The organism is Achromobacter pulmonis (assembly GCF_021733725.1).
GTDB classification, from domain to species: domain Bacteria; phylum Pseudomonadota; class Gammaproteobacteria; order Burkholderiales; family Burkholderiaceae_B; genus Achromobacter; species Achromobacter pulmonis.
In genome coordinates this window covers 3,123,334-3,138,501 of record NZ_JAIFOT010000001.1, presented here as the reverse complement: position 1 = coordinate 3,138,501, position 15,168 = coordinate 3,123,334, and the positions used below count along the sequence as shown (strand labels likewise).

Genomic DNA, 15,168 nt, shown 5'->3' with positions numbered 1-15,168 from the left:
CAAGCACTATTTGTCCAACAAAGACGCGTGAAGTTCCTGCAGCGGATAGACCTGCAGGCCGAGGCCTTGACGCAGGTACTGCATGCCTTCGACGGCCGCGCGGGCGCCGGCGATGGTGGTGAAGAAGGTCACGCGCGCGGCCAGCGCCTGCGTCCGAATGGTACGCGAGTCGACGATGGCGTTGCGGCGCTCTTCGACCGTGTTGATGACCAGCGCGATCTCGCCGTTCTTGACCATGTCGACGATGTGCGGACGGCCTTCGGTGACCTTGTTGACCAGTTGCACCGGAATGCCGGCCGCTTCGATCTCGGCCGCGGTGCCACGGGTGGCGACCAGCTTGAAGCCCAGGGCGTGCAGGCCGCGCGCCACTTCCACGGCGCGGGGCTTGTCCTGGTTCTTCACGCTGATGAACACCGTGCCGGATTCCGGCAGGCGCACGCCGGCGGCCAGCTGCGACTTGACGAAGGCTTCGCCGAAGCTGGTGCCCACGCCCATGACTTCGCCGGTCGACTTCATTTCCGGACCGAGGATGGTGTCCACGCCCGGGAACTTGACGAACGGGAACACGGCTTCCTTGACCGAGAAGTAAGGCGGCACGACTTCGCGGGTGATGCCCTGGGCCGCCAGCGTCTGGCCGGCCATGGCGCGCGCGGCGATCTTGGCCAGCTGCAGGCCGGTGGCCTTGGACACGTAGGGCACCGTGCGCGAGGCGCGCGGGTTCACTTCCAGCACATAGACGTCGCCGCCCTGGATGGCGAACTGCACGTTCATCAGGCCGCTGACGTTCAGGGCCTTGGCCATCATGGAGGTCTGGCGCTTGATCTCGGCGATGACGTCTGCCGACAGCGAGTACGGCGGCAGGCTGCAGGCGGAGTCGCCCGAGTGCACGCCGGCCTGCTCGATGTGTTCCATGACGCCGCCGATGAAGACGGTTTCGCCGTCGGCCAGGCAGTCGACGTCGACTTCGGTGGCGTTGTTCAGGAAGCGGTCCAGCAGCACCGGCGAGTCATTGCTGACCTTGACGGCCTCGCGCATGTAGCGTTCGAGGTCCTGCTGCTCGTGCACGATTTCCATGGCGCGGCCGCCCAGCACGTAGCTGGGACGCACCACCAGGGGGTAGCCGATTTCGGCGGCATGGGCCAGGGCCTCGGCTTCGGTGCGGGCCGTGCGGTTGGGCGGCTGGCGCAGGCCGAGCTTGTTCAGCAGCTTCTGGAAGCGCTCGCGGTCTTCGGCGATGTCGATGGATTCGGGGCTGGTGCCGATGATCGGCACGCCGTTGGCTTCCAGCGCGCGCGCCAGCTTCAGCGGGGTCTGGCCGCCGTACTGGACGATCATGCCGACCGGGTTTTCCTTGTGGACGATTTCCAGCACATCCTCGAGCGTCAGCGGCTCGAAGTACAGGCGATCGGAGGTGTCGTAGTCGGTCGAGACGGTTTCCGGGTTGCAGTTGACCATGATGGTCTCGTACCCGTCGTCGCGCAGCGCCAGCGCGGCATGCACGCAGCAGTAGTCGAACTCGATGCCCTGGCCGATGCGGTTCGGGCCACCGCCCAGCACTATGATCTTCTTGCGGTCGGTGGGCGCGGCTTCGCACTCTTCCTCGTAGGTCGAGTACATGTAGGCCGTGCGGGTGGCGAATTCGGCGGCGCAAGTGTCCACGCGCTTGTAGACCGGACGCACGTTCAGCTGGTGACGCAGCTTGCGCACCTCGGATTCGACGGTGTCCAGCAGGAATGCCAGGCGGCGGTCGGAGAAACCGCGGCGCTTCAGTTCCCACAGCGTGGCCTGGTCCAGGTCGGACAGCGTCTTCTGTTCGAGCGCCAGCTCGATATCGACGATTTCCTTGATCTGCGACAGGAACCACGGGTCGATGTGCGTGATGTTGTGCACTTCGTCCAGCGAGAAGCCCTGGGCGAAGGCATCGCCCACGTACCAGATGCGTTCCGGACCGGGTTCGCCCAGTTCGACCTGCAGCTTTTCGCGGTCGGTGGTCTTCTGGTTCAGGCCGTCGACGCCGACTTCCAGACCGCGCAGCGCCTTCTGGAACGATTCCTGGAAGGTGCGGCCGATGGCCATGACTTCACCCACGGACTTCATCTGGGTGGTCAGGCGTGCGTCGGCGGTGGGGAATTTCTCGAAGGCGAAACGCGGCACCTTGGTGACCACGTAGTCGATCGACGGTTCGAACGAGGCGGGCGTGGCGCCGCCGGTGATTTCGTTCTTGAGCTCGTCCAGCGTGTAGCCCACGGCCAGGCGCGCGGCGACCTTGGCGATGGGGAACCCCGTGGCCTTGGACGCCAGCGCCGACGAACGCGACACGCGCGGGTTCATCTCGATGACGATCATGCGGCCGTTCTTGGGGTTGACCGCGAACTGCACGTTCGAGCCGCCCGTGTCCACGCCGATCTCGCGCAACACCGCGATCGATGCGTTACGCATGATCTGGTATTCCTTGTCGGTCAGCGTCTGGGCCGGCGCCACGGTGATGGAGTCACCGGTGTGCACGCCCATGGGGTCCAGGTTCTCGATGGAGCAGACGATGATGCAGTTGTCCGCCTTGTCGCGAACCACTTCCATCTCGAATTCCTTCCAGCCCAGCAGCGACTCTTCGATCAGCAGTTCGCTGGTGGGCGAGGCTTCCAGGCCGCGGCGGCAGATGGTTTCGAATTCTTCGGCGTTGTAGGCGATGCCGCCGCCCGAGCCGCCCATGGTGAAGCTGGGGCGGATCACGGCGGGGAAACCCGAGGTGCCGACTTCCGCGGCGATGCGGCGCTGCACTTCCCAGGCTTCGTCCATGCTGTGGGCGACGCCCGACTTGGCCGATTCCAGGCCGATGTCGGTCATGGCCTGCTTGAACTTCTGGCGGTCCTCGGCCTTTTCGATGGCGTGCTCGTTGGCGCCGATCAGTTCGACGTTGTGCTTTTTCAGCACGCCGTGGTGGGCCAGGTCGAGCGCGCAGTTCAGCGCGGTCTGGCCGCCCATGGTGGGCAGCAGCGCATCGGGTTTTTCACGCTCGATGATCTTTTCGACGGCTTGCCAGGTGATGGGCTCGATGTAGGTGACGTCGGCCGTTTCCGGGTCCGTCATGATGGTGGCGGGGTTGCTGTTCACCAGGATGGTGCGGTAACCCTCGGCCTTGAGCGCCTTGCACGCTTGCGCGCCGGAATAGTCGAATTCGCAGGCCTGCCCGATGATGATGGGGCCGGCGCCGATGATGAGAATGCTTTTTAGGTCTGTACGCTTGGGCATGATGCAATCTTTACTTTTGGCCGGACATCAGGCTGATGAACTTGTCGAACAGCTCCAGGATGTCGTGCGGACCGGGGCTGGCTTCGGGGTGGCCCTGGAAGCAGAAGGCCGGACGGTCGGTGAGCTCGAAGCCCTGCAGCGTGCCGTCGAACAGCGAGACATGCGTGACGCGCGCATTGGCCGGCAGGCTGGCGGCGTCGACCGCGAAACCGTGGTTCTGGCTGGTGATGAAGACGCGCTTGGAGGCCAGGTCCTGCACCGGGTGGTTGGCGCCGTGGTGGCCGGTCTTCATCTTGAGCGTCTTGCCGCCCACCGCCAGGCCCATGATCTGGTGGCCCAGGCAGATGCCGAACACCGGCAGCTTCTTGTCCAGGAACACGCGGGTGGCGTCGATGGCGTAGTCGCAGGGCTCGGGGTCGCCGGGGCCGTTGGACAGGAACACGCCATCGGGGTTGAGCTTGAGGACGTCCTCGGCGCTGGTCTCGGCCGGCACCAGCGTCAGGCGGCAGCCGCGGTCGGCCAGCAGGCGCAGGATGTTGGACTTGATGCCGAAGTCGTAGGCCACGACATGGAACCTGGACTGCTCGGGCTGGGTGTAGCCTTCGCCCAGTTGCCAGGTGCCTTGGGTCCAGGTGGTGCTGGACTTGATCGAGACGACCTTGGCCAGGTCCTGGCCGGCCATGCCGGCGAAGCCTTGCGCCAGTTCGACGGCGCGCTCGGCGTCGGTGCCGACGAAGATGCAGGCGCCCTGGGCGCCCTTTTCACGCAGGATGCGGGTCAGCTTGCGGGTGTCGACGCCGGAAATGGCGACGATGCCCTGTTCGGACAGGTATTCGGGCAGCGATTGCGTGGAACGGAAGTTCGACACGCGGGCGGGACAGTCGCGCACCACCAGGCCGGCGGCGTAGACACGGTTGGCTTCGACGTCCTCGGCGTTGACGCCGGTGTTGCCGATGTGCGGATAGGTCAGCGTGACGATCTGGCCGCTATAGCTGGGATCGGTGAGAATTTCCTGGTACCCGGTCATCGCGGTGTTGAACACCACTTCGGCGACGGTATGGCCAGGCGCACCGATCGACACGCCTCGAAAAATGGTACCGTCCGCCAGAGCCAGAATTGCAGGAGGGAAGCGGTTGATCCCCTCGGGAAAGAGTTGCGGCAGCACAGTAAACCCCGGTTTTAGAATCGATAATCAAACCTTGGAATTATACCTTGAGCGGGCGTTTTTCCCGGGGAACCGCGCCAAATAAGGCTGAGATCGGAGATTTCAGGTGCCGCGCCCGTCCATCCGCGCCCTGCCGCCGCCATACCAACGGTGACAGCGCCGCCGCCACGGCGGTGATACGCTAAGACACCTTCAACCCCGATGTTGCGAGCCGTATTGCCCATGTCCAGCCAACTTGACGCCCTGCGCAATCACACCACCGTTGTCGCCGACACCGGCGATTTCGAAGCGATGAAGGCGCTGCGTCCCACCGACGCCACCACCAATCCGTCCCTGATTCTCAAGGCCGTGCAGCAGGATGCCTACCGCCCGCTGCTCGAAAAGACCGCCCGCGACCACCGCGGCGCCCCCACCCCCGAACTGATGGACCGCCTGCTGGTCGCCTTCGGCCGCGCCATCCTGGACATCGTGCCCGGCCGCGTCTCGACCGAGGTGGACGCGCGTCTGTCGTTCGACACCCGCGCCACCATCGAGCGCGCGCGCGCCTTGATCGCGCTGTATGAAGCCGCTGGCGTGCCGCGCGAACGCGTGCTGATCAAGATCGCTTCCACCTGGGAAGGCATCCAGGCCGCCCGCGCGCTGCAGGCCGAGGGCGTGCGCTGCAACCTGACGCTGCTGTTCTCGCTGCCGCAGGCGGTGGCCTGCGCCGACGCCCAGGCGCAGTTGATCTCGCCCTTCGTCGGCCGCATCTACGACTGGCACAAGAAGGCGGCCGGAGCCGCATGGGTCGAGGCCGACCATGCCGGCGCGCGCGACCCCGGCGTGCAGTCGGTGACCCGCATCTACCAGTACTACAAGCGTTTCGGCATCGCCACCGAGATCATGGGCGCGAGCTTTCGCAACGTCGGCCAGATCCTGGCGCTGTCGGGCTGCGACCTGCTGACCATCAGTCCCGAGCTGCTGACCCAGCTGGCGCAGACTGAAGGCGACGCGCCGCCGCAACTGCGCGCCGACGCGGTGGGAAGCGACATCGCCCGCGTCGCCTCGGACGAAGTGGCCTTCCGCACCCAGCTCAACGACGACGCCATGGCCAGCGACAAGCTGGCCGAGGGCATCCGCGCCTTCGTGGCCGATGCCATCAAGCTGGACGCGCTGATCGAGGCGCAGCGCGCCTGACCGGCCCGGCCGGGCCACGCCCGGGCGGGCCTTCAGCGATGGTCGTGCGAATGCACCTGCAACGCTTCCAGGAAGCGTGACACCATGTTGTAGGCGGCGACCGTGGCGGTCAGCTCGACGATCAGTTTTTCCGACCCCATGGCGGCGCGCGCCGCCTGGAACACCGGCTCGGGCACCTGCACCTGGCGCGTCATGGCGTCGGTGTAGGCCAGCACCGCGCGTTCGCGTTCGCTGAACAGCGTCGACGCCTCCCAGTCCGGCAAGGCATCCAGCTGGGCCTGCGACACGCCCTCTTTCAGCGCGATCGGCGCGTGCTGGTCGGCTTCGTAGGGCGCGCCATTGACCGCCGCCACCCGCATGATCACCAGTTCGCGGATATCGCCCGGCAGGGTCGACAACTGGCGGATGGACGTCAGGTAGTTGAGCCAGCCGCCGGCTACCGCCGGGCTGTGCAGCAGCATCTGGTACAGATGCAGCACGCTGCCGCGCTCGGCGACGATGCGTTCGACCAACGGCCGCGCCTCGGGATGGGACAGATCGGCGTAGGGAAGACGTGCCATGAAAACTCCATAGGGATGAAAACGAAGATCCTAAGGCCGGCCAAGGCCAAAAGACCGGGGCGCTGCAACTGCACACATTCGCAAGAACTTTGACATAATGACAGAACATTGCGCACCTCCAGGACCCGCCTAGAATGAATGCGCCTCCCCAGTCGCATCCACCTGTCACGCTCGCCAACTGCGATAGCGAACCGATCCACGTGCCGGGTGCCATCCAGCCCCTGGGCGTGCTGTTGGCGTTCGACAGCGCGGGCGTACTGCGCTATGCCAGCGAGGATGCGCCGCAGGCCCTGGGCGTGCCGCTGGCGCTGGGCCACCGCTGCGCGCCGGGCACCCTGCCGCCCGAACTCGCGCACCTGCTGCCGGGCTGGCTGGCCAGCGCCGACCCGGTCTTCGACCCGCTCGCCATCACGCTCGGCGCGCATACCTACGACGTCATCGCCCATCGCAACACCGACGCGCTGACGCTGATCGAACTGGAACGCCGCGGCGACGCCACCGGCATTGCCGAGCCCGCGCGCATCTATCGCGGCATCGAACGGATCCGGTCGCAGCGCGACATCGCCTCCCTGCTCGACCACACCGTCCAGGCGGTGCAGCGCGCCACCGGCTTCGACCGGGTCATGGCGTACCGCTTCCATCCCGACGACAGCGGCGAAATCGTGGCCGAGCGGCGCGGCGACGCCACCCTGGAAGACTGGGTCGGCCGCCGCTATCCGGCCGGCGACATTCCGGCCCAGGCGCGCCGCCTCTACACGGTGAACACGTTGCGCCAGATCGCCGACGCCCAGTACCAGCCGGTGCGCGTGCTGGGCGAGGACGGGCCGGCGCATGCGCCGCTGGACCTGAGTTTTTCAGTGCTGCGCAGCGTCTCGCCGGTACACCTGGAATACATGGCAAACATGGGGGTGCGCGCTTCCATGAGCCTGTCGCTGGTGCTGGGTGGCCGGCTGTGGGGCATGATCGCCTGCCATCACCATGCGCCGCGTCATATCCCCTATTCGGCCCGGCTGGCCTGCGAAGCGCTGGCGCAGGTACTGTCGGCGGCGCTGGCCAATATCGAAGGCCGTGAACGCGCCGAACAGGCGCGCCGCAGCGCCGCGCTGGTCAGCCGCCTGGCCGAACGCGTATCGAAATCCGAAAACGTGCACCAGGCCTTGTCCGGCACGCCGGACACGCCCGCCGCGCTGGTGCCCAACGACGCCGCGCTGTGCCTGTGGGGCAACAGCGTGACGGTGTTCGGCGGCATCGCGCCGCGCGGCGAACTGGCCGGCATCCTGTGCGCGCTGGACCAGAGCGGCCAGCGGCTGGTGCACACCGACAATATCGCCCGCGACTACCCCGGCCTGCAGACCGACCTGGTGCCCTACGCCGGCCTGCTGGCCTGCAAGTTCGACCCCATGAACAACGGCTGGCTGATCTGGCTGCGGCGCGAGCAGGTCGAGACCTTGGTCTGGGGCGGCAAGCCCGAGAAGCAATATGCCGTGGGCACCCTCGGCCCGCGCCTGACGCCGCGCGGTTCGTTCGAGGCCTGGCGCGAGGTCGTGCGCGACACCAGCGCGCCGTGGCTGCCGCCCGAACTGGAAACGGTCGACAACCTGCGCGACGAGCTGTCGCATATCGCCACCAGCCGCGCCGCCGACGTCGACCGCGCCCGTACCGCCCTGCTGGCCATGCTGGGCCACGATCTGCGCGACCCGCTGCAATCCATCTCGATGGCGGCCACACTGCTGTCCAAGACCGATTCCGGCGCCCGCATGGGCGAACGCATCCGCTATTCGAGCGGCCGCATGCAGCGGCTGATCTCGCAGGTGCTGGACCTGTCGCGGCTGCAAGGGGGCATGGGGCTGGGCATCGAGAAGCGCCAATGCCAGTTGTCCGAATTGCTCAACGGCCTGATCGACGAAAAGCGCCAGGCCTATCCGGGGCTGCTGATCGAACCGGAGATCGCGCCCGGGCTGCGCCTGATGGCCGACACCGACCGCATCGCCCAGGTGGTCACCAACCTGATGAGCAACGCGCGCCAGCATGGCGCGCCGCGCATGCCGATCCGCGTGACGGCCCGGCTGGCGGACGATACCATCGAACTGGTCGTGGCCAATCACGGCGCGCCGATTCCCGACGACGTCATGGCGCACCTGTTCTCGCCCTTCAAGCCGGAATCGCTGGGCCAATCGCGCAACCGCACCGGCCTGGGGCTGGGCCTGTATATTGCCGAGCAAGTGGTACGCGACCATGATGGCGACATCGCCGTCGCCTGCCGCGACGGCCTGGTCATTTTCACAGTCACTCTGCCGCGCGGATTGGACGCGCCGCAGGCCCCCTGAATCCTGGAGACATCATTTGAACGAAGCGCGCGCGTTACGCGTCCTGCTGGTCGACGACAATGAAATGGGCTCGGAACTGCTGGCCGAATTCCTGGCCATGTCCGGGCTGGAGACGCGCTGCGCCGGTAACGGCGAGGACGCGCTGGCACAGGCCGCGGACTTCGAACCCCAGGCGGTCCTGGTGGACATCCTGCTGCCCGACATGGATGGTTATGAGCTGGCCCGGCAGCTGCGCGCGCGCAACGCCGGCGCCCGCATCTACGCCCTGAGCGGCCTGGCACGCCACGAGCGGCACCAGGATGCGGCCAGCCTGTTCGACGACTGGATCGAAAAGCCCGCCGATCCGGATGCGTTGCTGACCGTGCTGCGGCAAGCCGGCTGAGGCCGCCGATGCTCGCCATCTCCCCTCATTCCGCCCTGGTCGCGCAGGGCGTGCGTTTCAAAGTGCTGGCGCAAATCTTCCCGGTCCTGCGGCACGAGGCCATCTCGCCGCTGTCCAACGCCACCGTGGCGGCCGCCATGCTGCGCCAGGCACCCGAAAACGCCGATGCCGAGGCCTTGCGGCAGCGCACCCAGCGCCTGGCGGGCGAACTGCAGCAAATGCTGGAGGACAGCGTGGCGGAGATCCGCGGCCTGGACCAGTGGCTTGACGACAACGGCGCCACTCAGCCCGCCGCGGCGCTGCTGCGGGAATGCCGCAAGCTGTTGTTTTCGCAGTTGATGTGGTCCAAACGCGGGGTCCGCTGGCCGGAGACGCCCGCGCCGGTCGAGCTGCCGGCCTTCGACGCGCGCTATCTGCTCATGGCCTGCGTGCTGTGCCTGCTGCCCTGGCTGCCGGAGGGCGCCGAGCTGGAACTGGACGCCGCCGACCCGGTCGCCTGGCACTTCCGCCTGCCCCCCGCGGCGCAGGCGCCGGCGGCAGCGGGCCTGTTCACTCCGGCTGACATCGAGGCGCTGGCCAGCGAGGCGGGCTGGCGCCTGGAGCGTCAGGCGCACTGCTGGTCGCTGCGCCTGCCCGCCGCCACCGGCCGGGAACCCGCATGATCTCCCCCGTGCACCAGGTGCTGCGCGACGGCACCCGCGAGCGCCACGAAACCCTGGACCAGGGGCTGGCGTTGAGCGACGCCGATCTCGATCAGACTCGCTATCTGGCCTATCTGCGCGCCCTGCTGGGCTGGCTCGAACCGGTGGAACGGCCATTGTGGCGGCTGCCGTGGCCGGCGGGCCTGCAGGCTGCGACCCGGGCCGGCAAGAGCGCGCTGATCCGCGCCGACCTGCTGGCCGCTGGCGATGCATCGCCGGCGCCGCAATGCCTCGACGTGCCCGTGCCCCGGGCGGCCGACGCCTATGCGCTGGGCGTGGCCTACGTGGTGGAAGGATCGCAATTGGGCGGCCGCTTCCTGGCCAAGCGGCTGCAAGACGCCGTGCCGCCGCTGCCGCTGCGCTACCTGCGCGGCTATGGCGACGACACCGGCACGTTGTGGAAGGCGTTCCTGGCCTGCCTGGACGACTGCGCCCGCGGCCAGGAAACGCAAGCCCTGCGCGGCGCCCTGGACGCCTTCGACAGCCTCACCACCTGGCTGCGGGCGCAGCGCGCGCTGCGGGCCTGAACAGCGGGCGGCGCTCAGAGCTTCTCGGTCTCGCCCGATTTGGGTTGCCACTTCATCAGCCGCTTTTCGCCCACGCCGACGATGTAGTCCAGCACCAGCGCGAACGCGGTCAGCACCACGATGCCCGCGAACACGGTGTTCACGTCGAAGGTGCCCTCGGCTTGCAGGATCAGGTAGCCCACGCCGCTGGCCGAGCCCAGGTATTCACCCACCACCGCGCCCACGAACGCCAGGCCGACCGAAGTGTGCAGGCTGGAAAACACCCAGCTGGTGGCGGACGGCAGATAGACATGGCGCAGCAGTTGGCGCTTGCGCGCGCCCAGCATGCGGGCATTGTCCAGCAGCGTCGGGCTGACCTCGCGCACGCCCTGGTAGACGTTGAAAAAGACGATGAAGAACACCAGCGTCACCGCCAGCGCCACCTTGGACCAAATGCCGAGTCCGAACCACATGCCGAAAATCGGCGCCAGGATCACGCGCGGCATCGAGTTGGCCGCCTTGATGTAGGGATCGAGAATGGCGCTGGCGCGCGGCGACAATCCCAGCCACAGGCCGAACGCCAGGCCGGCGATGGTACCGATGAAGAAGGCCAGCACCGTTTCGGTGAGCGTGACCCACAGATGGGTGTAGATGTCGGCGTTGGTGACGAACCAGGCCCAGATGCGGCCCCACACTTTGAGGGGTTCGCCGAAAAAGAACGCCACTTTGGGATCGCGCGAGGCAATATGCCAGGCGCCCAGGATGACGACCAGCAGCAGCAACTGCCAGAAGCGCAGGCTGGCGGAACCTGGTTTGAACGACTTGGACATGGTCAGGGCCTGTTCGTGAGTAAGCGGGCGCGGCCTGGATCAGGCATGGGCCTCAGGCCCGCTTCTGTTGTTGGGCATAGCCCTTGAGCACTTCCTCGCGCAGCACGGCCCAGATGGCCGCATGCAATTCGACGAAGCGCAGGTTGTTGCGCACTTCGGCCACGTCGCGCGGACGCGGCAGGTCGATGGCGAATTCGCCGATGGGATGCGTGCCCGGCCCGGCCGACAGCACCACCACGCGGTCGCTCATGGCAATGGCTTCGTCCAGGTCATGGGTGATGAACAGCACCGCCTTGCGCTTGGCCATCCACAGATCGAGCACTTCGTTTTCCATCAGCTGGCGCGTCTGGATGTCGAGCGCCGAGAATGGCTCGTCCATCAGGATGATGTCCGGATCGCGGATCAGCGTCTGCGCCAGCATGGCGCGCTTGCGCATGCCGCCCGACATCTGGTGCGGATAGCGGCTTTCGAAACCGCCCAGGCCGACCCGGCGCATCCAGTCGCGGCCGCGCTCGAGCGCCTCGGCACGCGGCACGCCGGCGAAGTCCAGCCCGGCCACCACGTTGTCGAGCGCGCTGCGCCAGGGCAGCAAGGCCTCGCCCTGGAACATGTAGCCGGCGCGCGCATTGATGCCCGACAGCGGCTGGCCGAACACCTTCACCTGGCCCGACGACGGCGTCAGCAGGCCGGCGCTGACGTTGAGCAGGGTGGACTTGCCGCAGCCCGTAGGGCCCACCACCGACACGAACTCGCCCGGCGCGATGGCCAGGCTGGTGTCGCTGACGGCGGTGTAGCGCTGCGAGCGGTCATCGCGGGAGACGAAGGTGCAGCTAATGTTTTCCAGCGACAGCGCGGCTTCAGCCATTGGGGTATTTCTCGTTGGCGCGGCGCGCGAAGTCATTGGTCCAGACCTTGGAAGCGTCGATCTTGGCGCTGTCGAAGTCCGCCTGGAAGGCAGCCAGCGCCTTGAGCGCGGTGGCGGCGCCATCCTCGGGGATCAGGCCGTCGGGCGACAGGCCTTGCAGGCTCTTGCGGATGGCCGCCTTGTACACCGCCGGATCGCCCAGCAAATAGGTCTCGGGCACCACCTTGGCGATTTCGTCGGGGCCGGCCTTCTGGATCCACTTGTCGGCGCGCACCATGGCGTTGGTCAGCGCCTGCACCGTGTTGGGATTGGCGTCGATGAACGCCTGCGGCGCATACAGGCAGCCGGCCGGCATGTTGCCGCCGAAGATGTCCTGGGTGTCCTTGAGCGTGCGGGTATCGACGATGATCTGGATGTCGCCCGGCATTTCCAGCATCGACACCACCGGGTCGGTGTTGGAGATGGCGTCGATCTGGCCGCTGCGCAGCGCGGTCACCGCGCCGGCGCCAGCGCCCACGCCGATGATGGAGACGTCCGACGCCTTCAGGCCATGCTTGGCCAGGAAGAAGCTGACCACCATGTTGGTGGACGAGCCCGGCGCGGTCACGCCGATCTTCTTGCCTTTGAGGTCGGCCGGGCCCTTGTAGTTGGGCATGTTCTTCTTGGACACGCCCACGCCGATCATCGGCGCACGGCCCTGCAGCACGAAGGCGCGGTAGGCCTGGCCCTTGGACTGCATCGACAGCGTGTGCTCGAAGGCGCCCGACACCACGTCGGCGCTGCCGCCCACCACGGCCTGCAGGGCCTTGGAGCCGCCAGCGAAGTCGGCGATGGAGACATCCAGGCCTTCGTCCTTGAAGTAACCGCGGGCCTCGGCGATGGACAGCGGCAGGTAGTAGATCAGCGGCTTGCCGCCCACGGCGATCTGGACCTTGGTCTTTTCCAGCTTCTGGGCGCGCACGATGGCGGGGGCCATGCCCATGACGCCGGCGGCGCCAGCCATCTTGAGCAAATCACGGCGTGTGACTGACATGTGTTGTCTCCTTGGGATCGGGTCTACCAATAGCGCCGGTCTGCGCCAGCTTGTCGATAGCCGCTGAATCATACCCCAGTGATTTCAGGACTTCCTCGGTATGTTCCCCTAATGACGGACCGATCCAGCGTGTGCCGCCCGGGGTTTCGGACAGCTTGGGCACCACCGCCGGCAGCTTGACCGGGCTGCCATCGGCGAAGTGATGCTGCTCGATCATGCGGCGCGCCAGGAACTGCGGATCGCTGAACATGTCGGCCACGCTGTAGATCTTGCCGACCGGCACGTCGGCCGCCTTAAGGGTGTTGAGCGCCTCTTCGATGCCGCGGCCCTCGCACCATTGCTGGATGGCGCCGTCGATTTCCTCGACGCGGCGGGCGCGGCCGTCGTTGCGCACCAGATCCGGGTCGGACGCCAGGTCGCCGCGACCGATGGCCAGCATCAGGCGGTGGAAGATCGCATCGCCGTTGCCGGCGATGACGATGTTCTGGCCGTCGCGCGTGGTGTAGGTATTGGAGGGCACAATGCCCGGCAGCGCGCCGCCGGTGCGCTCGCGCACCACGCCGGCCACATCGTATTCGGGCACCAGGCTTTCCATCATGTTGAAGACGGCCTCGTACAGCGCCACGTCGACCATCTGGCCCTGCCCCGCCTGGCATCCCGCGCCCTGCACGCCATTCCAGCGGCCGCCGGTGGCGTCACGGTGGCGCAGCGCCATCATGGCGCCGATCACGCCGTGCAGCGCGGCGATCGAATCGCCGATCGAGATGCCCACGCGCAGCGGCGGCCGGTCGGGATGGCCCGACACGTAGCGCAGGCCGCCCATCGATTCGCCGATGGCGCCGAAGCCGGGCTGGTCCTTCATCGGGCCGGTCTGGCCGTAGCCGGACAGGCGCACCATGATCAGCGCCGGATTGATGGCGCGCAGTTGTTCATAGCCCAGGCCCCACTTCTCCAGCACGCCGGGGCGGTAGTTCTCGACCACCACGTCGGCATCCAGCGCCAGCCTGCGGGCGATCTCGCGGGCTTCGGGATGCTTCAGGTTGAGGGCGATGGATTGCTTGTTGCGGGCCTGCACTGTCCACCACAGCGAATTGCCTTCGTGCAGGTGGCGCCAGCTGCGGATGGGGTCGCCGCCACCGGTCCCGTCGGGACCATGCGGCGTTTCCACCTTGATGACGTCGGCGCCGAATTCGCCGAAGATACGCGCGGCGAACGGGCCGGCGATGAGCGTGCCGAGTTCCAGGACCTTCAGGCCGGTCAGGGCTGACATGGTGGTTGTCTTCCTCTCGTGGAGGCCGCGCCGCGCGCGGCGGGCCGTTCTTCCAATGCCCGCCGGTACATCGCCGGCGGACTATCGTGGCTGCGTATCAGGTGGTCTTGCGCTCCATCAGCGCCCACGCGATGGTGCCGGCGTCGACATATTCCAGCTCGCTGCCGGCCGGCACGCCCCGCGCCAGGCGCGTGACCCGCAGGCCGCGCTCGCCCAGGGCCTCGCCCAGGAAGTGCGCGGTGGTCTCGCCTTCGGCGGTGAAGTTGGTGGCCAGGATGACCTCCTGCACCACGCCGTCGGTGGCGCGGCGGATGACGCGGTCGAAGTCCAGTTCACGCGGGCCGATGCCCTCCAGCGGCGCGACACGGCCCATCAGTACGTAGTACAGGCCGCGGTAGCCGTGGCTGGACTCGATCATGTTCTGGTCGGCCGGCGTCTCGACGATGCACAGCAGGGAGGGATCGCGCTTGGGATTGGCGCAGGTGGCGCACACGTCCTCTTCGGCGAAGCTGTTGCAGCGCGAGCAATGGCGCAGGTCGCGCACCGCGCCCGCCAGCGCGCGGCCGAGCATGTCGGCGCCCTGGGGGTCGTGCTGCAACAGGTGGTAGGCCATGCGCCGCGCGGACCGCACGCCCACGCCGGGCAGGCGCCGCAGCGCTTCGATCAGCGAGACCAGCGGTTCGGGTTCGGGCAGTAGAGGGTCCATGACACGGCGGAAACTTGCGGGCGGCAAAGGCCGCGCCGCCCATTGCGGCGGCGGCCGGTACGTGCGCTCAGAACGGCAACTTCATGCCCGGGGGCAGCGGCATGCCGGCGGTGACGGACGCCATCTTTTCCTGCGAGGTGGCTTCGGCCTTGCGCAGCGCGTCGTTGAAAGCGGCGGCGACCAGGTCTTCCAGCATGTCCTTGTCGTCGGCCAGCAGCGAGGGATCGATGTCGACGCGCTTAACGTCGTGGCGGCAGGTCATGGTGACCTTGACCAGGCCGCCGCCGGAGGCGCCTTCGACCTGGATCTCGGCCAGCGCGTCCTGCGCCTTCTTCATGTTTTCCTGCATCTGCTGCGCCTGGCGCATCAGGCCGGCCAGTTGTCCTTTCATCATGATG

The 15,168-nt window shown here is 67.2% G+C and carries 14 protein-coding genes; 5 read left to right on the top strand and 9 right to left on the bottom strand.

All coding sequences use genetic code 11. The annotated features are described in order from the left end of the window. Positions 1 to 6: 6 nt before the first annotated feature. Together carB and carA are read right to left on the bottom strand one after the other, a co-directional pair. Positions 7 to 3,249 carry a carbamoyl-phosphate synthase large subunit gene (gene carB, locus K2W61_RS14510; RefSeq protein WP_175141551.1) on the bottom strand — a complete coding sequence of 1,081 codons (3,243 nt, stop codon included), beginning with the start codon at positions 3,247 to 3,249 and terminating at the stop codon, positions 7 to 9. Positions 3,250 to 3,259: 10 nt separating this feature from the next. Next, positions 3,260 to 4,414: a glutamine-hydrolyzing carbamoyl-phosphate synthase small subunit gene (gene carA / locus K2W61_RS14505; protein WP_175134877.1), complete on the bottom strand. Its 1,155-nt coding sequence runs from the start codon at positions 4,412 to 4,414 to the stop codon at positions 3,260 to 3,262. A gap of 222 nt (positions 4,415 to 4,636) precedes the next feature. Between carA and tal the strand changes: the two genes are divergently transcribed. Beyond that, positions 4,637 to 5,590, top strand: coding sequence for a transaldolase (tal, locus tag K2W61_RS14500; RefSeq protein WP_175141552.1), 954 nt, complete (start codon positions 4,637 to 4,639; stop codon positions 5,588 to 5,590). Positions 5,591 to 5,622: 32 nt separating this feature from the next. On the opposite strand, the gene K2W61_RS14495 is transcribed toward tal, so the two are convergent. Continuing rightward, positions 5,623 to 6,150 carry a carboxymuconolactone decarboxylase family protein gene (locus tag K2W61_RS14495; protein WP_175134879.1) on the bottom strand — a complete coding sequence of 176 codons (528 nt, stop codon included), beginning with the start codon at positions 6,148 to 6,150 and terminating at the stop codon, positions 5,623 to 5,625. A 134-nt stretch (positions 6,151 to 6,284) separates the two neighbouring features. On the opposite strand from K2W61_RS14495, the gene K2W61_RS14490 reads away from it, so the two are divergent. The 4 genes from K2W61_RS14490 to K2W61_RS14475 are packed head-to-tail and all read left to right on the top strand — an operon-like array spanning position 6,285 to position 10,087. Beyond that, positions 6,285 to 8,477, top strand: coding sequence for an ATP-binding protein (locus K2W61_RS14490; protein ID WP_236755888.1), 2,193 nt, complete (start codon positions 6,285 to 6,287; stop codon positions 8,475 to 8,477). A 16-nt stretch (positions 8,478 to 8,493) separates the two neighbouring features. Continuing rightward, positions 8,494 to 8,859, top strand: a complete 366-nt coding sequence (locus K2W61_RS14485) for a response regulator (protein ID WP_175134881.1) — start codon at positions 8,494 to 8,496, stop codon at positions 8,857 to 8,859. Between the two features lie 8 nt (positions 8,860 to 8,867). Then, positions 8,868 to 9,521, top strand: coding sequence for a hypothetical protein (locus K2W61_RS14480; protein ID WP_175134882.1), 654 nt, complete (start codon positions 8,868 to 8,870; stop codon positions 9,519 to 9,521). Then, positions 9,518 to 10,087: a biliverdin-producing heme oxygenase gene (locus tag K2W61_RS14475; protein ID WP_236755887.1), complete on the top strand. Its 570-nt coding sequence runs from the start codon at positions 9,518 to 9,520 to the stop codon at positions 10,085 to 10,087. The genes K2W61_RS14480 and K2W61_RS14475 overlap by 4 nt, the downstream gene beginning before the upstream one ends. 14 nt (positions 10,088 to 10,101) lie before the next feature. Here K2W61_RS14475 and K2W61_RS14470 read toward each other — a convergent pair whose 3' ends face one another. The 6 genes from K2W61_RS14470 to K2W61_RS14445 all read right to left on the bottom strand — a co-directional run bounded on the left by K2W61_RS14470 (position 10,102) and on the right by K2W61_RS14445 (position 15,164). Further along, positions 10,102 to 10,896, bottom strand: coding sequence for an ABC transporter permease (locus K2W61_RS14470; protein ID WP_175134884.1), 795 nt, complete (start codon positions 10,894 to 10,896; stop codon positions 10,102 to 10,104). 52 nt (positions 10,897 to 10,948) lie between these two features. Continuing rightward, the gene (locus K2W61_RS14465; RefSeq protein WP_175134885.1) at positions 10,949 to 11,761 is read right to left on the bottom strand and encodes an ABC transporter ATP-binding protein; all 813 of its coding nucleotides are present in this window, start codon (positions 11,759 to 11,761) and stop codon (positions 10,949 to 10,951) included. After that, entirely contained in the window at positions 11,754 to 12,794 is a 1,041-nt protein-coding gene (locus tag K2W61_RS14460; protein WP_175141555.1) for an ABC transporter substrate-binding protein, read from the bottom strand. Before K2W61_RS14460 ends, K2W61_RS14465 begins: the two co-directional genes overlap by 8 nt. Beyond that, the gene (locus K2W61_RS14455; RefSeq protein ID WP_236755886.1) at positions 12,775 to 14,064 is read right to left on the bottom strand and encodes a CaiB/BaiF CoA transferase family protein; all 1,290 of its coding nucleotides are present in this window, start codon (positions 14,062 to 14,064) and stop codon (positions 12,775 to 12,777) included. Before K2W61_RS14455 ends, K2W61_RS14460 begins: the two co-directional genes overlap by 20 nt. Positions 14,065 to 14,161: 97 nt before the next feature. Then, positions 14,162 to 14,770: a recombination mediator RecR gene (gene recR, locus K2W61_RS14450; RefSeq protein ID WP_006385499.1), complete on the bottom strand. Its 609-nt coding sequence runs from the start codon at positions 14,768 to 14,770 to the stop codon at positions 14,162 to 14,164. 67 nt (positions 14,771 to 14,837) lie between these two features. Next, a complete protein-coding gene (locus K2W61_RS14445; protein ID WP_175134888.1) occupies positions 14,838 to 15,164 on the bottom strand; it encodes a YbaB/EbfC family nucleoid-associated protein in 327 nt (108 codons plus the stop codon). Positions 15,165 to 15,168 lie beyond the last annotated feature (4 nt).

Bases quoted from the DNA above. Each gene is read 5' to 3' on its own strand.
- carB (WP_175141551.1), bottom strand. From the start codon at position 3,249: ATGCCCAAGCGTACAGACCTAAAAAGCATTCTCATCATCGGCGCCGGC.
- tal (WP_175141552.1), top strand. From the start codon at position 4,637: ATGTCCAGCCAACTTGACGCCCTGCGCAATCACACCACCGTTGTCGCC.
- K2W61_RS14495 (WP_175134879.1), bottom strand. From the start codon at position 6,150: ATGGCACGTCTTCCCTACGCCGATCTGTCCCATCCCGAGGCGCGGCCG.
- K2W61_RS14490 (WP_236755888.1), top strand. From the start codon at position 6,285: ATGAATGCGCCTCCCCAGTCGCATCCACCTGTCACGCTCGCCAACTGC.
- K2W61_RS14480 (WP_175134882.1), top strand. From the start codon at position 8,868: ATGCTCGCCATCTCCCCTCATTCCGCCCTGGTCGCGCAGGGCGTGCGT.
- K2W61_RS14475 (WP_236755887.1), top strand. From the start codon at position 9,518: ATGATCTCCCCCGTGCACCAGGTGCTGCGCGACGGCACCCGCGAGCGC.
- K2W61_RS14470 (WP_175134884.1), bottom strand. From the start codon at position 10,896: ATGTCCAAGTCGTTCAAACCAGGTTCCGCCAGCCTGCGCTTCTGGCAG.
- K2W61_RS14465 (WP_175134885.1), bottom strand. From the start codon at position 11,761: ATGGCTGAAGCCGCGCTGTCGCTGGAAAACATTAGCTGCACCTTCGTC.
- K2W61_RS14460 (WP_175141555.1), bottom strand. From the start codon at position 12,794: ATGTCAGTCACACGCCGTGATTTGCTCAAGATGGCTGGCGCCGCCGGC.
- K2W61_RS14455 (WP_236755886.1), bottom strand. From the start codon at position 14,064: ATGTCAGCCCTGACCGGCCTGAAGGTCCTGGAACTCGGCACGCTCATC.
- recR (WP_006385499.1), bottom strand. From the start codon at position 14,770: ATGGACCCTCTACTGCCCGAACCCGAACCGCTGGTCTCGCTGATCGAA.
- K2W61_RS14445 (WP_175134888.1), bottom strand. From the start codon at position 15,164: ATGATGAAAGGACAACTGGCCGGCCTGATGCGCCAGGCGCAGCAGATG.